Genomic DNA, 14,901 nt, shown 5'->3' on the forward strand with positions numbered 1-14,901 from the left:
GAATTCAATAAATGCTAAAAAATTATTCTGATACAACCTTCACAAGTTCCTTCACCTTCATTAATTTCTCCAAAACTTCTGCCCTGCTTTCACCCAAAACATTGATGTGCCCCATCTTTCTGCCCGGTTTTGTTATGTTTTTTCCGTAAAGATGCACAAAAGTCTGCGGCATTTTCAGCACTTCATCCAGCCCTTCGTACTTCACTTTTCCGCTGAAACCATCGGCACCAACCAAGTTGGCCATCCCAGAAAATTTCAGATTGTCCGTATCTGCCAAAGGCAAATTTTTCAGTGTGCGGTACATCTGCTCAAACTGCGAGTTGGAATTACCTTCCTGAGACTGATGCCCGGAATTGTGCAGCCTTGGCGCAGTTTCATTCACCCACACTTTACCGGCTTTGTCCAGAAGCAATTCAATTGCAAAAATTCCCGCAGAATCTGCCGCTTCAATAAACTTCGCTGCAATCTCATCTATCTGATTCTGAACACTTTCCGAAATTTCAGCCGGCGAAATATTAAAGTCCAGCAGGTTCAGTTTCGGATCCGCCACCATCTCAGTTACCGGGAAAGTTTTCGTCTCGCCGCTTTCATTCTTCGCCACGATTACGGAAAGTTCTTTGTCAATAGCAATCAGCGTTTCAATCACGGAAGGCTCATCCCAAAGATTCGCCTTATCTTCCTCATTTCTAATCAGTTGCACACCTTTTCCATCGTAACCGCCGGTGTTTAGTTTTTGAACGAACGGCAGCGGAAAATCCACTTCGGATTTGCTGTGAACAATCTGAAAATCAGGCGTTGGAATGCCTTTGCTCTGGTAAAACTGCTTCTGCAAAATTTTCTGTTGGATGATGCTGATGATTTTCGGCGAAGGAATCACCTTCACACCCTGAGCCTCCAGCTCGAAAAGCGCATCGGCATTAATGTGCTCAATCTCAATCGTCACCACATCTTTATCCTGACCAAAATCCATAACTGCCTGATAATCATTGAAATCGCCAACCATTAATTTCGAAATTCCCGCGCAGGAACATTCCGGATTTGGATCCAAAACAAAAAATTCATCGTCGTATTTCAGGGCGTTTTGTATGAACATCCTGCCCAATTGCCCGCCGCCTAAAATGCCAATTTTCATAAAATTGAAGTTTCAATAAAATTTCATAAAGTCTCGAACTATGCCTCCTTTCTGCGAAAACTTAATTAAATTATTTACAATAAAATCACATATTTTTTGAGAATCTTCATTTTCAGGAAAAAGCAGGTGAACATTGGCACCGGCATCCAAAGTAAAAAAAAGTGGCAAGCCTGTTTCCTTCCGGAAATTCCATATTTTATGGATGACTTCCACGGTGCCTGCCTGCATCAAAATGAAAGCCGGATCGCTCACCATCATCATTGCGTGTAGCGTGAGCGCTTCGTGTTCGGTTAGTTTTATAAACCCTTGTAAATCACCGCTTTTCAGAATCTTTTCAAGCGTGAAAAAATTATCTCTTGCTTCCTGAAAACGCCGTTCTGCATAGGGATTAGTTTTCATCAAACTGTGGCCTAAGGTAGAGCTAACCGCTTTTTCGCCTTCGTGAATCAGCAGAATCCAATCGTTGAAATTCTTAAATATCGGATGGATTTTTTCTGGCGGAAAAGAAACGGCAAATAAATCCGAACTGCCTTTCACCACAGGCGTTTCGCCCCAAACAATCAGTCCGTTCTCAATGCTTCGCGCCGCACTTCCGCTGCCCAATCTTGCAAGAAAAGAAGTTTTTTTCAGATGAAATTCGTCCGAAACCTTTCCGCAAAAAAACCCATCAAGCTGCATCAGGCACTTTGCAATCGCACCAAAACCTGATGCTGAGCTTGCAATTCCGGAACTATGCGGAAAGGTATTTTCAGTTCTGATTACAAAACTTCCCTGCAAAATCCACGGTAAATAGCGTTCGATACTTTTGAAGAATTTCTCAATTTTTTCGGAAAATTTTGAATTTTCTTCATTTGCCAAAAATGTCCGAACAGAGAAATTTTCGCCAGCCTTAAATTCAATTTCCGTGTTGGTTTTGGAATTGTTCAGAGTATAGCTGATGCTCGGATTTGCAGGCACCTGATTCTCATATTTCCCCCAATATTTTATGATGGCAATATTGCTTGGGCAGGATGCAGAAACCTTTGCATCATTCACTGTAAATTCCTGATTTCCAATAAATTCCGTGTCCTGAATCATTTGTATAAATTCTCAATTTCCTGGGCGTATTTCTGCATCAGAATCCTACGCTTGATTTTCAGCGTTGGCGTTATTTCGCCGGTTTCCAATGAAAATTCCTGCGGCATCAGCTTGAATTTTTTTATTTTATCCACCTTGGAAGCAGCGGCTTGAAGGTACCCAATTTTTTTTTCATAAAATTCATTAACAGCAGAATTCGACAAGACTTCTTTCCAATTGGTAAATTCTACATTCAGCGAAGCAAGTTCCTTTTCCAGCAAAGGGAAATTCGGCACTATCAGCGCAGACAGATAAGGCCTGCCTTCAGCCACAAGCATTATCTGCTCGATGAAATCATCCTCAGTCAATTGATTTTCAATAGGTTGGGGTGCTATATATTTCCCATTGGAGGTTTTCATCAAATCTTTAATCCTGTCTGTGATGATAAGAAACCCGTTCTCATCTAGCTCTCCGGCATCCCCGGTGCGAAACCAGCCATCCTGGGTGAAAGCAGCCGCCGTGTCCTCAAGTTTCTTCCAGTAGCCCAGCATCACATTTTCGCCCTTCACCTGCACCTCATTTTCCTCCCCGATCCGTATTTCCGTTTTCCCGAATGCAGCGCCGTTAGTCCCGTGTACATAGCCTGTGAGCGGGCTGGCGGCTACAGTGGCAGTGGTTTCCGTAAGTCCGTATCCCGCGATGATGTGAATTCCGATTGCATCGAAAAACCGCGTGATTTCGGGAGAAATGGCTGCGCCGCCGCACGGCAGAAACCTAAGTTTTCCGCCCAGTTTAATCTTGATTTTATTGAAAACCAGAGCATCTGCTATTTTTTTTTGCATTGCTAATACTGGCGGCAGTTTTCTGTCCTTTCTCCTCAGTTCAGCAGCTCGTGCTCCCACACCCATTGCCCAGCGGAAAAGTTTCTGAATAGCCTTACTGCCGTTATTGATATTTCCACGGATGCCGGCATATATTTTTTGGTAAAACCTGGGCACGGAGCACATCATCGTTGGGCGTACCTCCGGCAGTGTGTCGGCAATAGCCTTTGGGTCTTCCAGAAACGAAACCTTCGCCCCGCCATCCAGGCAGAGCAGCGTCCAGGCACGCTCAAATACATGAGTGAGCGGCAGAAACGCCAGCGAATGTTCCTTCTCGAAGTTTTTAAACCGAAAATATTCGTGGTGCGCACGGAAGGTGCTTCGGAAATTGCCGTGAGAAAGCATCACGCCTTTCGGCTCCCCGGAAGTGCCAGAGGTGTAAATCACGGTGGCAAGATCTTCCGCATTTTTGGAGACAATTTCAAAAGTCTCCGGCATCGTAGCAATAAAATCCTCGAGGTAAATGCCGATTCTATCCTTTTGCCAGACAGATTTTTTTGAAATGATTATCTTCTGAATATCAACACCTTCCGCTAGCAAACCAATTAAAATATCATATTGAGCCTGCCCGCCGGCAAGGATTATTTTGGCATCTGCATCCTCCAAAATATATCTTACCTCCTCCCTGCCGTTGGTGGCATAAATTGGCACCGTAACTGCGCCCAAACTCAATACTGCCAAATCAAAGGAAATCCATTCGGCAGAGTTTTCCGAAAATATCGCCACACGGTCGCCCTGCTGAACGCCGGCATTCTTCAGCGCATTCGCAATTTTGAACACCAGAATGCGGAACCTCTTCCAGTCCAAATCATTCCAGGCATTGTTTTTTTGGAAACCGATGGCTGGCCTTGTCGGAAATTTTTCAGCGTTGATGTTCAGAAGTTCGGCTATGTTCATTGATTTATTTTTTCCTGGAATTATGATCAGTGATATAGTTATTTACATGAAAGTCAATACTTTGATCTACAGGAATGAAATTAAATTTCAAAGTCTCGCGGATTTTATTATTGGAAATCCTGTTGATCCCCGTCATAGCGTTGATATTGTAAGGCGTTGCTAGCCTCAGTGGCGGAACGAGCCAAGAGAGAAACGGGCTGATTTTCACAAGCATATGCAGCGGTTTCTCTGGTATTTTTGCTGCGGGTTTTAGTCCTAACTTTCTCCTCACCATATTCCCTACCTGCAGGTAAGGAAGGTTCTGGGAAATGAGAATAAAGCGCTCGCCAAAGTGGTTTCCTTCCATAAGTTCTATAGATGCGTGTGCCACATCGCGAACATCTACAAAAGAGCCAGTGCCGGGAAACATCAGTTTATTTTTCTCGTAAGTGGAAAATATGCTACCGCTGCTCTGCCCCCAGTTTCCGCTACCGATAATCATTCCTGGCACCACTACGATGACCTTCAGGCCTTCCGCTGAGGCACGCCAAACTTCCATTTCTGCGAAGTGCTTGGAAATCGGGTACGCAGCGTGATCCAGCTTAGGATTGTAGGCAGAATCCTCGTCCAGCTCACCCTTTTCATTCGGCTCATCCAGCACGGAAATCGAGCTCACGAAAAGGAATTTTTCTACCGCAGAATTTTCCACGGCATACAGCAAATTCTGAGTTCCTGTAATATTGGTGTCGAAAATTTTCCTATCGTCCCTTGGATCAAAACCAACTGCCGCCGCACAATGGTAAACTTCGGAAATGCCTTCCAGCGCAGCTTCCAGCGAATTGACATCGGTAAAATCCACATCCACCCATTCAATTTCCGCAAAAAGTTCGGCGTAGTTTTCGGTGTAGAACCGCCACGATGCCTGCACTTCGGAAAGTATGCTGCCCGGCCTTTTGGTGGCACGCACCTTCATACCGCGTTGCAGCAGCTGCAGCACAATCACCCTGCCCAAAATTCCCGTAGCACCCGTTACTAAAACCATCTTCGCAAAGATAGGCAAATGCTATTAACTGCCGAGAAAATCGGCAACCGCCGCATTGAAATCCGCAGGATTGTCGGCGTGAAGCCAGTGCGCTGCATCAGCGATGCTAACTATCTTATAATCAGGGAATTGCTGCTTTATCGCCAGCTCATCCTGTGGCAAAATATAGTTGGAATTTTCGCCACGGATAAAAAGCGTTTTCCCGGGAAAAACTCCAAATTTTATATTATTCGCCACAAAATCCTGATATTTTTTGTCGAGAATTTCCAGATTAAAACGCCACGCCAACTTCTTGTCATCCGTCCAGTAAAGGCTTTTCATCAAGAACTGCCGCACAAATTCTTCGGGAATGTACTGTTTCAGCACTTCATCCACATCGCTTCGCGATTTCACCTCATCGAAATTTACGCTCTGCAAACCCTTGATAATTCCCTGATGATGCGGCGGATAGGATTTCGGCGCAATATCTGCCACGATGAGTTTTTCCGTTTTATCGGGATGATTTATGGCAAACTGCATCACTGCTTTTCCGCCGAGAGAATGCCCGAGAAGATGGGCTTTTTCGATGTTTTTCGATTGCATATAAATCAGGATGTCCGCCGCCATTGCATCGTGCGACATCTCATCGGAATGGAAACTTCTGCCGTGGTTCCGCAAATCAAGCAAGTGCACCGGCATTTTCTCACCGAATTCTTTGCCGAAACTTCCCCAGTTGTCGAGCATTCCGAAAAGCCCGTGCAAAACCAGCAGCGGTGTTCCGCCCTGTTTTTTCCCATAAATTTTTGAGTGCAAAATTTGTTGCATTTTTTTAACTTGCTAAGTTGTCGTTAAGCTAGCGAAAGCCGTTTTAGATAAGCCTGAATGGTATTTTCCAACCCTAAATATAAGGCTTCTGAAATTAAAGCGTGGCCAATGGACACCTCTAACAAATTCGGAATATTTTCGACAAAATATTGAATATTCTCTAAATTCAAATCGTGGCCTGCATTAAGACCTAATCCAAAATTTGCCGCTTCTTCAGCAGTTTTGATATAATCTTCAATCGCCGCTGCTTTATTCTGCGTAAAATTTTTCGCGTAAGATTCCGTGTAAAGCTCGATTCTATCAGTGTTTGTGTCGGCTGCATATTTTACCATTTCAGGATTTGGGTCGAGAAAAATGGAAGTCCGGATGCCTGCATTTTTAAATTCAGAAATGACTTCGCGCAAAAATTTCTGATTCGTTTTGCAATCCCAGCCAGCGTTTGAAGTGAGCGCATCATCTGCATCGGGAACCAGCGTAACCTGCTCAGGCTGCACTTCTAGCACCATTTCTACAAAATTTCTGTGCGGATTTCCCTCTATGTTAAATTCCGTGGTGATGAGCGGTTTCAAATCATAGACATCTCTTCTCGTGATGTGCCTTTCATCAGGCCTTGGATGAACCGTAATTCCCTGAGCGCCAAACTTTTGCGCATCAACTGCAACCTGCGTAACGCTCGGAAGATTTCCCCCGCGTGAATTTCTCAGCGTTGCGATTTTATTAATATTTACCGATAATTTAGTCATTTTCTGTAATTCCGTTAATTCGTGTTACCTGTAAAATCACAAGATCAAATTCTTTGGCTGCAGTAAGCAGGTGGTCGAAAATGTCTGCCATTATAGTTTCATATTTTTTCCATTCGGAGGTTTTTGTAAAGCATATAATCTCCAAGGGCATACCCGTGGGCGTGACTTCCAGCTGCCTTACCATTAGGTTGAGATTTTGATCAATGTAGGGATTACTCTCAAGATATCGGTAAATATAATGTCTGTAGACCCCGATGTTGGTAAGCTGCCTGCCGTTTATGATTTCTTCCTGATTGTCCAGCAGGGCGCGCTCTCTGTTCAAAATTGTCTCCGATTCCGAGAGGTAATCTTTAATGAGATTTATTTTGCTGAGCCTCGCAAGCAGCTCCTCATCCAAAAAGTTGAAAGATTTGACATTCAGTACTATGGACCGCTTGATGCGCCGCCGGTTATTGTCCAGCATCACCTGGAAGTTTTTAATCTCGGTACTCATCAGATCATAGGTCGGTATCGTGGAAACCGTGCGGTCCAAATTTTTTATTTTAGTCGTCAGCAGGCTGATGTCTTCAATATTTCCCTCAATCTGATATTTCGGGATAATGACCCAATCGCCCACTTTTACAATCCTCGATGTGGAGACATGGATGCCGGTAACGAATCCCAGAATCGTGTCGCGGAATACCAGGAGGATGACCGCCGTAAGGGCACCGAGCACCCCGAGAATGGCGCTGGCACTAACGCCGAAAAGCACTGTAATGCCGATGAACCCGAAGATGAAGATCCCCACGATGTCCAGTGAGGAGGTCACTGCGCGCATCGCCGTCATTCGATAAAAATCTTTTTTAATGATAAAGTATCGGTCTACAGTAGTAAGAATCCTGTGGTAGAGGACATAACCGGCGATGATCATTAGCACAGCAAAAATCCTCGATAGAACCTCAAAACTATTGGGGTGGCGGTAAAAAATCGGTTGAACGGAAGCCCTGCCTATAAAAAGCGCAATAAAATTCGCCACGGAATCCAGCACTTTGCTTTGGTAAAGCGCCGCCACCACGGCATTGTCTTTAAGCTTATTATAAAACAGCGAGCGGAAACTCTTCAGAAAATACCAGGCGATAAAATTAAAAATGGCTACAACCGCCAGCAGGAGCAGAATTTTTAACGATATCTGAGAAAAAAGTATAAAGCCTTCCGGCACTGCGCGGAAAGTCCAGCGGTGGATCTCATCACTGAGAGTCTGAAGGAGACCCTGCGTACCTATTAACTCGTCTTTCACTTTTACAAATTTAGCAAAGTTTTATTGCTGACTTATATTTTTTTCTAATTTTAACCAAACTTTAAAATATGAAAATGCCACTTGCCACACTCGCCGCCTCTATGATGATGCTCTGCTGCACCGCCAACCCCCGGGAAAACCCCAGCGAAAAAAAAGCAGCAGTGCAGAATTCTCAATACGAAGAGAGTAAGGCTAAAACAATCACGCTGAAACTGGGCGAAAACCAGTTCGTGCAGGAAGCCGAAATGAATATCACCTTCCTTCGCCTTGTGCAGGATTCACGCTGCCCGGAAAATGTAAACTGCGTTCACGCGGGAAATGCAACCATCGAGCTTGAGCTGATGGCCACCTATTCCAGGCCGATAAAGGTGCAGCTGAGCACTTCTGACGACAAGGCGAAAGAGCAATTTTCATCGGCAAGTTTTAACGGAAACCTCATCACGCTTACAAATCTGAAACCTACGAAAAATGCTGACGGGAAAATCAACGGGCTGTATTCCGCGACCTTGAAAATTGAAAAAGGCGAAACAAAGCAGCCTGTAATAGTGAGATAATTTTCACCAATTTATTGGCTGAAATCCTTTGGAAATCAAATAGTTATTGATTTTTGAGAAAGGCTTACTGCCGAAAAATCCACGGTGCGCAGAAAGCGGCGAAGGATGCGCTGATTTGATGACGAAATGCCTGGATTCATCGATGAACTCTGCCTTTTTCTGTGCGAATGAACCCCAAAGAACGAAGGCCACGCTTTCTTTCCGCTCAGAAATTTGTTGGATGATATAGTTCGTGAAATTTTCCCAGCCCAAATCTTTGTGCGAATTGGCGCTGTAAGCCCGTACTGTAAGCGTAGAATTCAGCAGAAGGACGCCCTGTTTTGCCCAGTCGTCAAGTTCTGTGGAAGTTCGCGAAATTCCTAAATCAGCGTGCAGTTCTTTGAAAATATTTTTGAGAGAAGGCGGCGCTTCCACATTTTCCGAAACGGAAAAGCAGAGCCCATTTGCCTGAAAATCACCGTGATACGGATCCTGACCGATGATAACGACCTTCACCTCATCAAACGGCGTAAGCTCAATGGCACGGAAAATCTGATGCTTTGGCGGGAAAATTTTAGCCGTGGCATATTCGGTTTTCACTTTTGCCCACAGCGTTTTAAACTCGTCGGAATTCTTTACCGGCGCCAAAATTTCAGTCCAGTTCATATCAGAAAATCAACTGCAAAATTAGAGCAAATCTGATGAAACCGAAATTTTATTTGGCGGCGAAAGCCTAAATTTGCGTTGTGATTATTCAGCAGGAAGATTTGGACGAGCTTGAATTTCCGGCATTGCTTGCGGAAATTTCGCCATTTGCCTTTTCCCGAAAAACAGCGGAAATGATTGCGCAGCTTCGCCCGATGCCAATCGATGAAGCGGAAATTTCTTTGAAAAAAACTTCGGAATTTCTCGCAAGTTTTGAGAGCGAAAACACCATTCCGTTTAATGAATTTGATGACATTGAAACGGAGCTAAAGCTGATGCTGATTGAAAACTATCGGCTTGATAATCAGAGTTTTGTAAAGATAAAACAGCTGGCGGAACAAATCGGCAGACTTCAGAAATTTTTCTCATCGTTTAAGGAAGCTTTCCCGATTCTTTCGGAAGAAATTTCCGCAATTGAATTCAGGAAAGAAATCATCGAAAAAATAGACCGTGTCTTCAACCGTTTTGCCGAGGTGAAAAGCGATGCATCGCCCAGCCTGAAAAACATCCGCACGGAAATTCAGCAATCGAGGAAAGCCATTGATGAAAATTTCAGCAGAGCCTTGTCGCAAAACGCTGATTTTCTGGAAGATATAAGGGAAACCATCATTGATGACCAGAGAGTTCTGGCGGTAAAATCAGGCTTCAAAAAAAGAGTTTCCGGCAGAGTTCTCGGCATTTCGAAAACGGGCTCTATCACCTATATTCAGCCGGAAAGCGTGATCAAGCATCACTTCAAACTTCGGGAAAACCAGGAAGAAGAAAAGCGGGAAATTGATAAAATCTTACGGAAACTAACTGCCGAAATTGCGGAGTTTCAGCCGCAGCTCTCGGATTATCAGCACTACATTTTCGATTTGGATTTAACGATGGCAAAGGCGAAATTTGCCCTGAAAATCAACGGCGTTCTGCCGAAAATCAACCGCCACCAAACGCTCAGGCTTCGCGATGCCTATCATCCGCTACTTTTCATCCAGAACAAAAATGAGGGCAAAAAAATTCTTCCGCAATCGCTGACTTTAACGGAGCACAACAGGATAATCGCAATTTCGGGACCAAATGCCGGCGGAAAATCCATCACGCTGAAAACCGTAGGGCTTCTTCAACTGATGCTTCAAAGTGGAATTTTAGTGCCGGTACATCCAAAATCGGAAATGTTCTTTTTCGGGAAAATAATGACGGACATTGGTGATAATCAGTCGATTGAAAATCACCTATCCACCTATTCTTCCCGCTTGAAAAAAATGGCAGCGATGATTCGCGAAGCCGACAGACATTCGCTGCTTCTCATCGATGAATTTGGCACAGGTTCCGATCCTGAATTGGGTGGCGCTCTGGCGGAAAGTTTCCTGGAATTCTTTTACGATAAAAAATCCTTCGCCATCATCACCACGCATTACACCAACATAAAACTGCTGGTGGAGCAGCTTCCGAACGCTACAAATGCTGCGATGCTTTTCGATGAAAAAACGCTGGAGCCGCTGTACAAACTGGAAATAGGGCAGGCAGGAAGTTCGTTCACCTTTGAAGTGGCGGAGAAGAATAAAATCCCGAGATTCATCATCAAAAATGCGCGGAAAAAGGTGGAGAAAGATGTGGTGAACCTGGATAAAACCATCGTGAAACTGCAGCAGGAGAAGTTTGAAGTGGAGAAGCTGAAAACGAACCTTACGGAGCAGCGTGAATCTGTGGAGGATAAGCGCGAAAACCTGCAGAAACTGAATGAGCAACTGGAGCAGAAGCTGTTTAATTTCCAAAAACTTTACGAGGAGGAGCACCGCAAGCTGCAGTTCGGGAACAAAATTGAGGGCTTCATCAAATCATACATCAATGGAAAACCGCGGAAGGATTTGGTACGGGATTTCGTGAAAATCCTGGAGCAGGAAAAATTCCGAAAGCTTGGTGCAGACAAGGATGAGAGCAAACGGCTACAAGTGATAAAGCGGAAAATAACGCAGCAGCTGAAGAAGCAGGATGTTCAAGAAAAAATCGCGGAAACAAACGAGAAACTCGAGGAAAAACGAAAGAAGGAGCGGGCAGTTTGGCTGAAACCCGGACAAAGAGTGCGCATAAAAGGCTCGACTTCTGTAGGCACCATAGAAAACATCGACAAAAACGGCAAAGTAACCGTGAACTACGGCAGCTTCAAAACTCAGATTTCGGGTGATGAGCTGGAGAGGATATGATGCGATTTCTGTTCAAAATTTATCAGCCACTTTTTCCGCCAGACGCCGCCTCGGTAGCCGCCGATCTTCCCCGAGGATGTGAGCACGCGGTGGCAGGGAATGAGGATGCAAATTCTGTTGGCGGCATTGGCTGCAGCAGCGGCTCGGATCGCCGACGCAGAGCCCATCATCTCTGCCTGCCTCCGGTAGGAAACGGCTTTCCCAAAAGGGATTTCCGAGAGAGCTTGCCACGCCTTCTGCTGAAAATCCGTGCCACGAGGGGAAACTTTCACGCTGAAACCCTCCCTCTTTCCGGAAAAATATTCTTCAAGCTCTGATACCAATGAGCAGAGCACTGGATTCTCTTGTGTTGATATTTGCATTTGGGAATGCTGCCTTATTTTTGCCGTCTCCCCTTCCAGCTTTTCATCATCCCTGAAAAGCAGTAGCAGCACGCCATTGGCATTTGCTATTGCCAGCATTTCCCCAATCGGTGTATCTATGTTTGTGCTGAATAAATCCACGGCATAAATTTAGTAAATATCAAAATTCTAATACTTTGCTTTGCATATTACATTTTAATTTTTATATCTTTGCAACAGAAAATTAGCATAGATGAATTTGGAAAACACGCAGGCACAAATGCGCAAAGGCATCCTGGAATACGCGATACTTAGCCTCATAAACATTCAGGAAATGTATGTAGCCGACTTGCTGGCAGCGCTTCGAAAGGGAGGGCTGCAAGTGGTGGAAGGCACCGTATATCCGCTGCTGACGCGCCTGAAGAATGCTGAAATCCTAGCCTACCGCTGGGAGGAATCTACGGGCGGACCGCCCAGGAAATATTACAGAATCACGGAAAAAGGCAGAGAATTTTTAACCGAGCTGGAGAAAACCTGGACCGAACTGAGCACGGCGATCAATTCAATCACTTCACAAAATAAAACTAAAGATCATGAATAAGACAATATCGGTAGCGCTTGCAGGCTACTCTTTCATCATCGATGAATTCGCTTACATCAAGCTAAGTGACTATTTATCGGCGCTGCGAAACACGCTGGATGCTGCAGAAGCCGACGAGGTAATGCACGACATCGAAATACGGATGGTGGAAATCTTCCGCGAAGAACTCGGAAAACGGGAAGTTATCAACGAAAGCGATGTGCAGAAAGTCATCACACAAATTGGAAACCCCGAAGAAATAGAGATGCAGAACGAAGGCTACACCGCAAATCCTGAAGTGCAGCAAGCGCAGCAAAAGTTTTACGAGAAACCGCTGTTCCGCGATCCTACCAACGCAAAAATCGGCGGCGTTTGTTCCGGGCTGGCGCATTATTTCGGCATACAGCCGTACATTATGCAGCTGATTTGGGCGGCAGTTGCCGTGCTTGGAATTTTCACGGCGCACATTTCCACACTGCTTATCGTATTGATTTACTGCCTGTTATGGATTATCATCCCAAATGCTGTAACGGCGTCAGACTTCCTGAAAATGAAAGGGCAGCCCTTGGGTTTTGACAATCTGAAAGCGGAATCTGCGAAAAATGCAAAATTCATCATCGAGCCAAATTCTGGAAATGCGGTGAGAAAAAATGGCAGCCAAAAGGCGTTCAGCAGCATCTGGAATGTTCTCCGCTACTTTATCGGCGGTATTTTTGCGCTGGTTGGCATCGCCCTGATTTTCGGTGCAATGTCGGTAGTTTTCGCATCATTTTCCGAAAATATGCTGCAGCTTCCGGGCAAGTTTCGTTTCTATCTGGACGACCCGCTTTTGCGCTACCTCTTCCTGGCATTCACGCTCATCAGCATTTTGCTTCCGGCATCGCTCTTCATTTATTTCGCCATAAAATTGCTCTCGCCAAAAACCACGCTAAAATCCACAGGCTATGTTTTCGGCGGAATGCTGATTTCCTGGTTCGTGCTTCTCATCGTGCTTTCGGCGCTATTTTTCCGCAAGGAATTCCGCTATTCCGGCGAAAACAGCGATGTGCAGAATGTGGCGATAAATTCAGCATCGGACTCGATTTTCATCGAGCAGAAAAAAATTCAGATTCCGGTAAATTTCAAGGCGGTAGGCCACGATTATTTCAGTGATAAAAAAACGGTTTACGATGGTGAAACGCCGGAAATCCGCATTACCAGAAAGGAAGGCGATGTGAAGCCCTACCTTATCATTACCAAAGAAGCCGACGGCTATAATCTTCCACTAAAATCCAAAGTGGCGGTGGAAGTTTTGGATAATAAAGTATTGATTCCCAATTACATAAGCTATCCATATTCTGAAATTGGGAGAGGGTACCGCACGAATTATGAGCTGGTAATTCCGGCAAATAAAACCATTATCAACAATTTTCCAAAATCAATAATTGAAGATTCTGCCGATGATTATGATGATGACAATGCGGACGAAAACGGCGACGAAGATTATGGCACTACGCTGAGAATCAGCGGAGACAGCATTTTTGTAAACGGAAAGCAAGTGACTGAAAATCAGGCAGAAAAAATGCTGCGTGATGCCAAAAACAGTGAAGCCAAAAGCGTGAGCGTAAAAATCGAAAACGGCAAAAAAGAAATCACAATAAAGGCCAGGTAGCATTTCCTTTTTTCTTATATTTGTGAAGTATAACCGCTATGGTTATACTTTTTTATTTTTCGGATGAGAAAGTTTCTTGGCAAAGCCATTTTGAAAATTATCGGCTGGAAAGTGGTGCTGGACGGCGATGCGGACAACCTGGACAGGTGCATCCTCGTGGTAGTGCCGCATACGCATAACTCAGACTACCTCATTGGGAATTTTGCCTATATGGCGCTAGGCAAAGACCTGAGAATCATTATAAAGGACAAACACACGCGCGCCTGGTACGGGGGGCTGGTAAAGAGCATCGGCGGCATCGGGATAGACCGGAGCAGAAAAAATGACCTCGTAAACTTCGTGGCAGAGCAGCTGGAGAATAAAGATTTCAGCCTCGTGATAGCCCCGGAAGGCACAAGGACGCGGGTAGAGCGCTGGCGCAGCGGCTTTTACCAGATGGCGCTTGCGGCAAAAGTACCCATCGTAATAGGTGCGGGAGATTATGCCACAAAAACCGTTTACCTCGGATATAAAATTCCTTACGAAAGAATTTTAAAAATCGGCTATGCAGGCGTGCTGCAGGAAATAAGCGATTATGTAGAGGAAAAAAATCTTGTGCCTGCCGTCCCTGAGAATTGGAACCCAAATTTTACTATAAATGACTGAGCAGAAAAAAGAAATAACACTCCAGCGGCTGAACACCTGGGGATCCGAAACAATGCTGGATACTCTAGAAATCCGCTTTACAGATATAAGCGAAGACAGCCTCACAGCTACTATGCCGGTAAGCCCGCGCGTACACCAGCCGATGGGCTTGCTGCACGGCGGCGCCACAGCAGCACTTGCAGAAACACTAGGCTCCACCCTCTCATTCCTGCACATAGATCAGAAAAAACAGGTTCCGGTAGGTACCAACCTCAGCTGCAACCACCTGCGTTCCGCCACTTCCGGGTTGGTAACGGGCGTTGCGAGATTTATCCGGAAAGGCAACACGATGCATGTATCGGAAATAATGGTAAAGGATGAAAACGATAACCTTATCTCTCATATCGTGATGACCAACAATATCATCACAAAGCCTTGATTATCTTCCGTTTACCCGATGGGGTTTTCCAT

The 14,901-nt window shown here is 45.0% G+C and carries 15 protein-coding genes; 6 read left to right on the forward strand and 9 right to left on the reverse strand.

Annotated features, from left to right (window positions below):
- Positions 1–22 precede the first annotated feature (22 nt).
- From BUB43_RS06975 to BUB43_RS07005, 7 genes are read right to left on the reverse strand one after another with little or no spacing between them, the layout of a single operon-like run.
- A complete protein-coding gene (locus BUB43_RS06975) occupies positions 23–1,132 on the reverse strand; it encodes a 5-(carboxyamino)imidazole ribonucleotide synthase (protein ID WP_073179599.1) in 1,110 nt (369 codons plus the stop codon).
- A gap of 12 nt (positions 1,133–1,144) precedes the next feature.
- Complete coding sequence (locus BUB43_RS06980; protein WP_073179601.1) at positions 1,145–2,209, reverse strand: diphosphomevalonate decarboxylase; 1,065 nt, start codon at positions 2,207–2,209, stop codon at positions 1,145–1,147.
- Positions 2,206–3,966 (reverse strand): AMP-dependent synthetase/ligase, encoded by a 1,761-nt coding sequence (locus BUB43_RS06985; RefSeq protein ID WP_073179603.1) that lies wholly within the window; start codon positions 3,964–3,966, stop codon positions 2,206–2,208. The genes BUB43_RS06980 and BUB43_RS06985 overlap by 4 nt, the downstream gene beginning before the upstream one ends.
- A gap of 4 nt (positions 3,967–3,970) precedes the next feature.
- Positions 3,971–4,987: an NAD-dependent epimerase/dehydratase family protein gene (locus tag BUB43_RS06990; protein ID WP_073179605.1), complete on the reverse strand. Its 1,017-nt coding sequence runs from the start codon at positions 4,985–4,987 to the stop codon at positions 3,971–3,973.
- Between the two features lie 24 nt (positions 4,988–5,011).
- Positions 5,012–5,791, reverse strand: a complete 780-nt coding sequence (locus BUB43_RS06995) for an alpha/beta fold hydrolase (protein ID WP_073179607.1) — start codon at positions 5,789–5,791, stop codon at positions 5,012–5,014.
- Between the two features lie 23 nt (positions 5,792–5,814).
- The gene (locus BUB43_RS07000) at positions 5,815–6,534 is read right to left on the reverse strand and encodes a pyridoxine 5'-phosphate synthase (protein ID WP_073179609.1); all 720 of its coding nucleotides are present in this window, start codon (positions 6,532–6,534) and stop codon (positions 5,815–5,817) included.
- Positions 6,527–7,810, reverse strand: a complete 1,284-nt coding sequence (locus BUB43_RS07005; RefSeq protein WP_073179611.1) for a mechanosensitive ion channel family protein — start codon at positions 7,808–7,810, stop codon at positions 6,527–6,529. Before BUB43_RS07005 ends, BUB43_RS07000 begins: the two co-directional genes overlap by 8 nt.
- A 68-nt stretch (positions 7,811–7,878) precedes the next feature.
- Between BUB43_RS07005 and BUB43_RS07010 the strand changes: the two genes are divergently transcribed.
- Positions 7,879–8,364 carry a hypothetical protein gene (locus tag BUB43_RS07010; protein ID WP_073179612.1) on the forward strand — a complete coding sequence of 162 codons (486 nt, stop codon included), beginning with the start codon at positions 7,879–7,881 and terminating at the stop codon, positions 8,362–8,364.
- Between the two features lie 3 nt (positions 8,365–8,367).
- On the opposite strand, the gene BUB43_RS07015 is transcribed toward BUB43_RS07010, so the two are convergent.
- Positions 8,368–9,009, reverse strand: a complete 642-nt coding sequence (locus tag BUB43_RS07015) for a uracil-DNA glycosylase (protein ID WP_073179614.1) — start codon at positions 9,007–9,009, stop codon at positions 8,368–8,370.
- An 80-nt stretch (positions 9,010–9,089) separates the two neighbouring features.
- Between BUB43_RS07015 and BUB43_RS07020 the strand changes: the two genes are divergently transcribed.
- Complete coding sequence (locus BUB43_RS07020) at positions 9,090–11,234, forward strand: endonuclease MutS2 (protein ID WP_073179616.1); 2,145 nt, start codon at positions 9,090–9,092, stop codon at positions 11,232–11,234.
- On the opposite strand, the gene BUB43_RS07025 is transcribed toward BUB43_RS07020, so the two are convergent.
- Positions 11,201–11,737 carry a methylated-DNA--[protein]-cysteine S-methyltransferase gene (locus BUB43_RS07025; protein WP_083541194.1) on the reverse strand — a complete coding sequence of 179 codons (537 nt, stop codon included), beginning with the start codon at positions 11,735–11,737 and terminating at the stop codon, positions 11,201–11,203. The two genes, BUB43_RS07020 and BUB43_RS07025, sit on opposite strands and share 34 nt — an antisense overlap.
- Positions 11,738–11,828: 91 nt before the next feature.
- Here BUB43_RS07025 and BUB43_RS07030 point away from each other — a divergent pair, with 91 nt between their 5' ends.
- From BUB43_RS07030 to BUB43_RS07045, 4 genes are all read left to right on the forward strand, one after another.
- Positions 11,829–12,176 carry a PadR family transcriptional regulator gene (locus BUB43_RS07030; RefSeq protein ID WP_073179618.1) on the forward strand — a complete coding sequence of 116 codons (348 nt, stop codon included), beginning with the start codon at positions 11,829–11,831 and terminating at the stop codon, positions 12,174–12,176.
- The gene (locus BUB43_RS07035; protein WP_073179620.1) at positions 12,169–13,806 is read left to right on the forward strand and encodes a PspC domain-containing protein; all 1,638 of its coding nucleotides are present in this window, start codon (positions 12,169–12,171) and stop codon (positions 13,804–13,806) included. Before BUB43_RS07030 ends, BUB43_RS07035 begins: the two co-directional genes overlap by 8 nt.
- A 63-nt stretch (positions 13,807–13,869) precedes the next feature.
- Positions 13,870–14,451 (forward strand): 1-acyl-sn-glycerol-3-phosphate acyltransferase, encoded by a 582-nt coding sequence (locus tag BUB43_RS07040; protein ID WP_073179622.1) that lies wholly within the window; start codon positions 13,870–13,872, stop codon positions 14,449–14,451.
- On the forward strand, positions 14,444–14,869 hold the full coding sequence (locus BUB43_RS07045) for a PaaI family thioesterase (protein ID WP_073179624.1): 426 nt from the start codon (positions 14,444–14,446) through the stop codon (positions 14,867–14,869). The genes BUB43_RS07040 and BUB43_RS07045 overlap by 8 nt, the downstream gene beginning before the upstream one ends.
- Positions 14,870–14,901 lie beyond the last annotated feature (32 nt).

The organism is Cruoricaptor ignavus (assembly GCF_900141665.1).
GTDB classification, from domain to species: Bacteria; Bacteroidota; Bacteroidia; order Flavobacteriales; family Weeksellaceae; genus Cruoricaptor; species Cruoricaptor ignavus.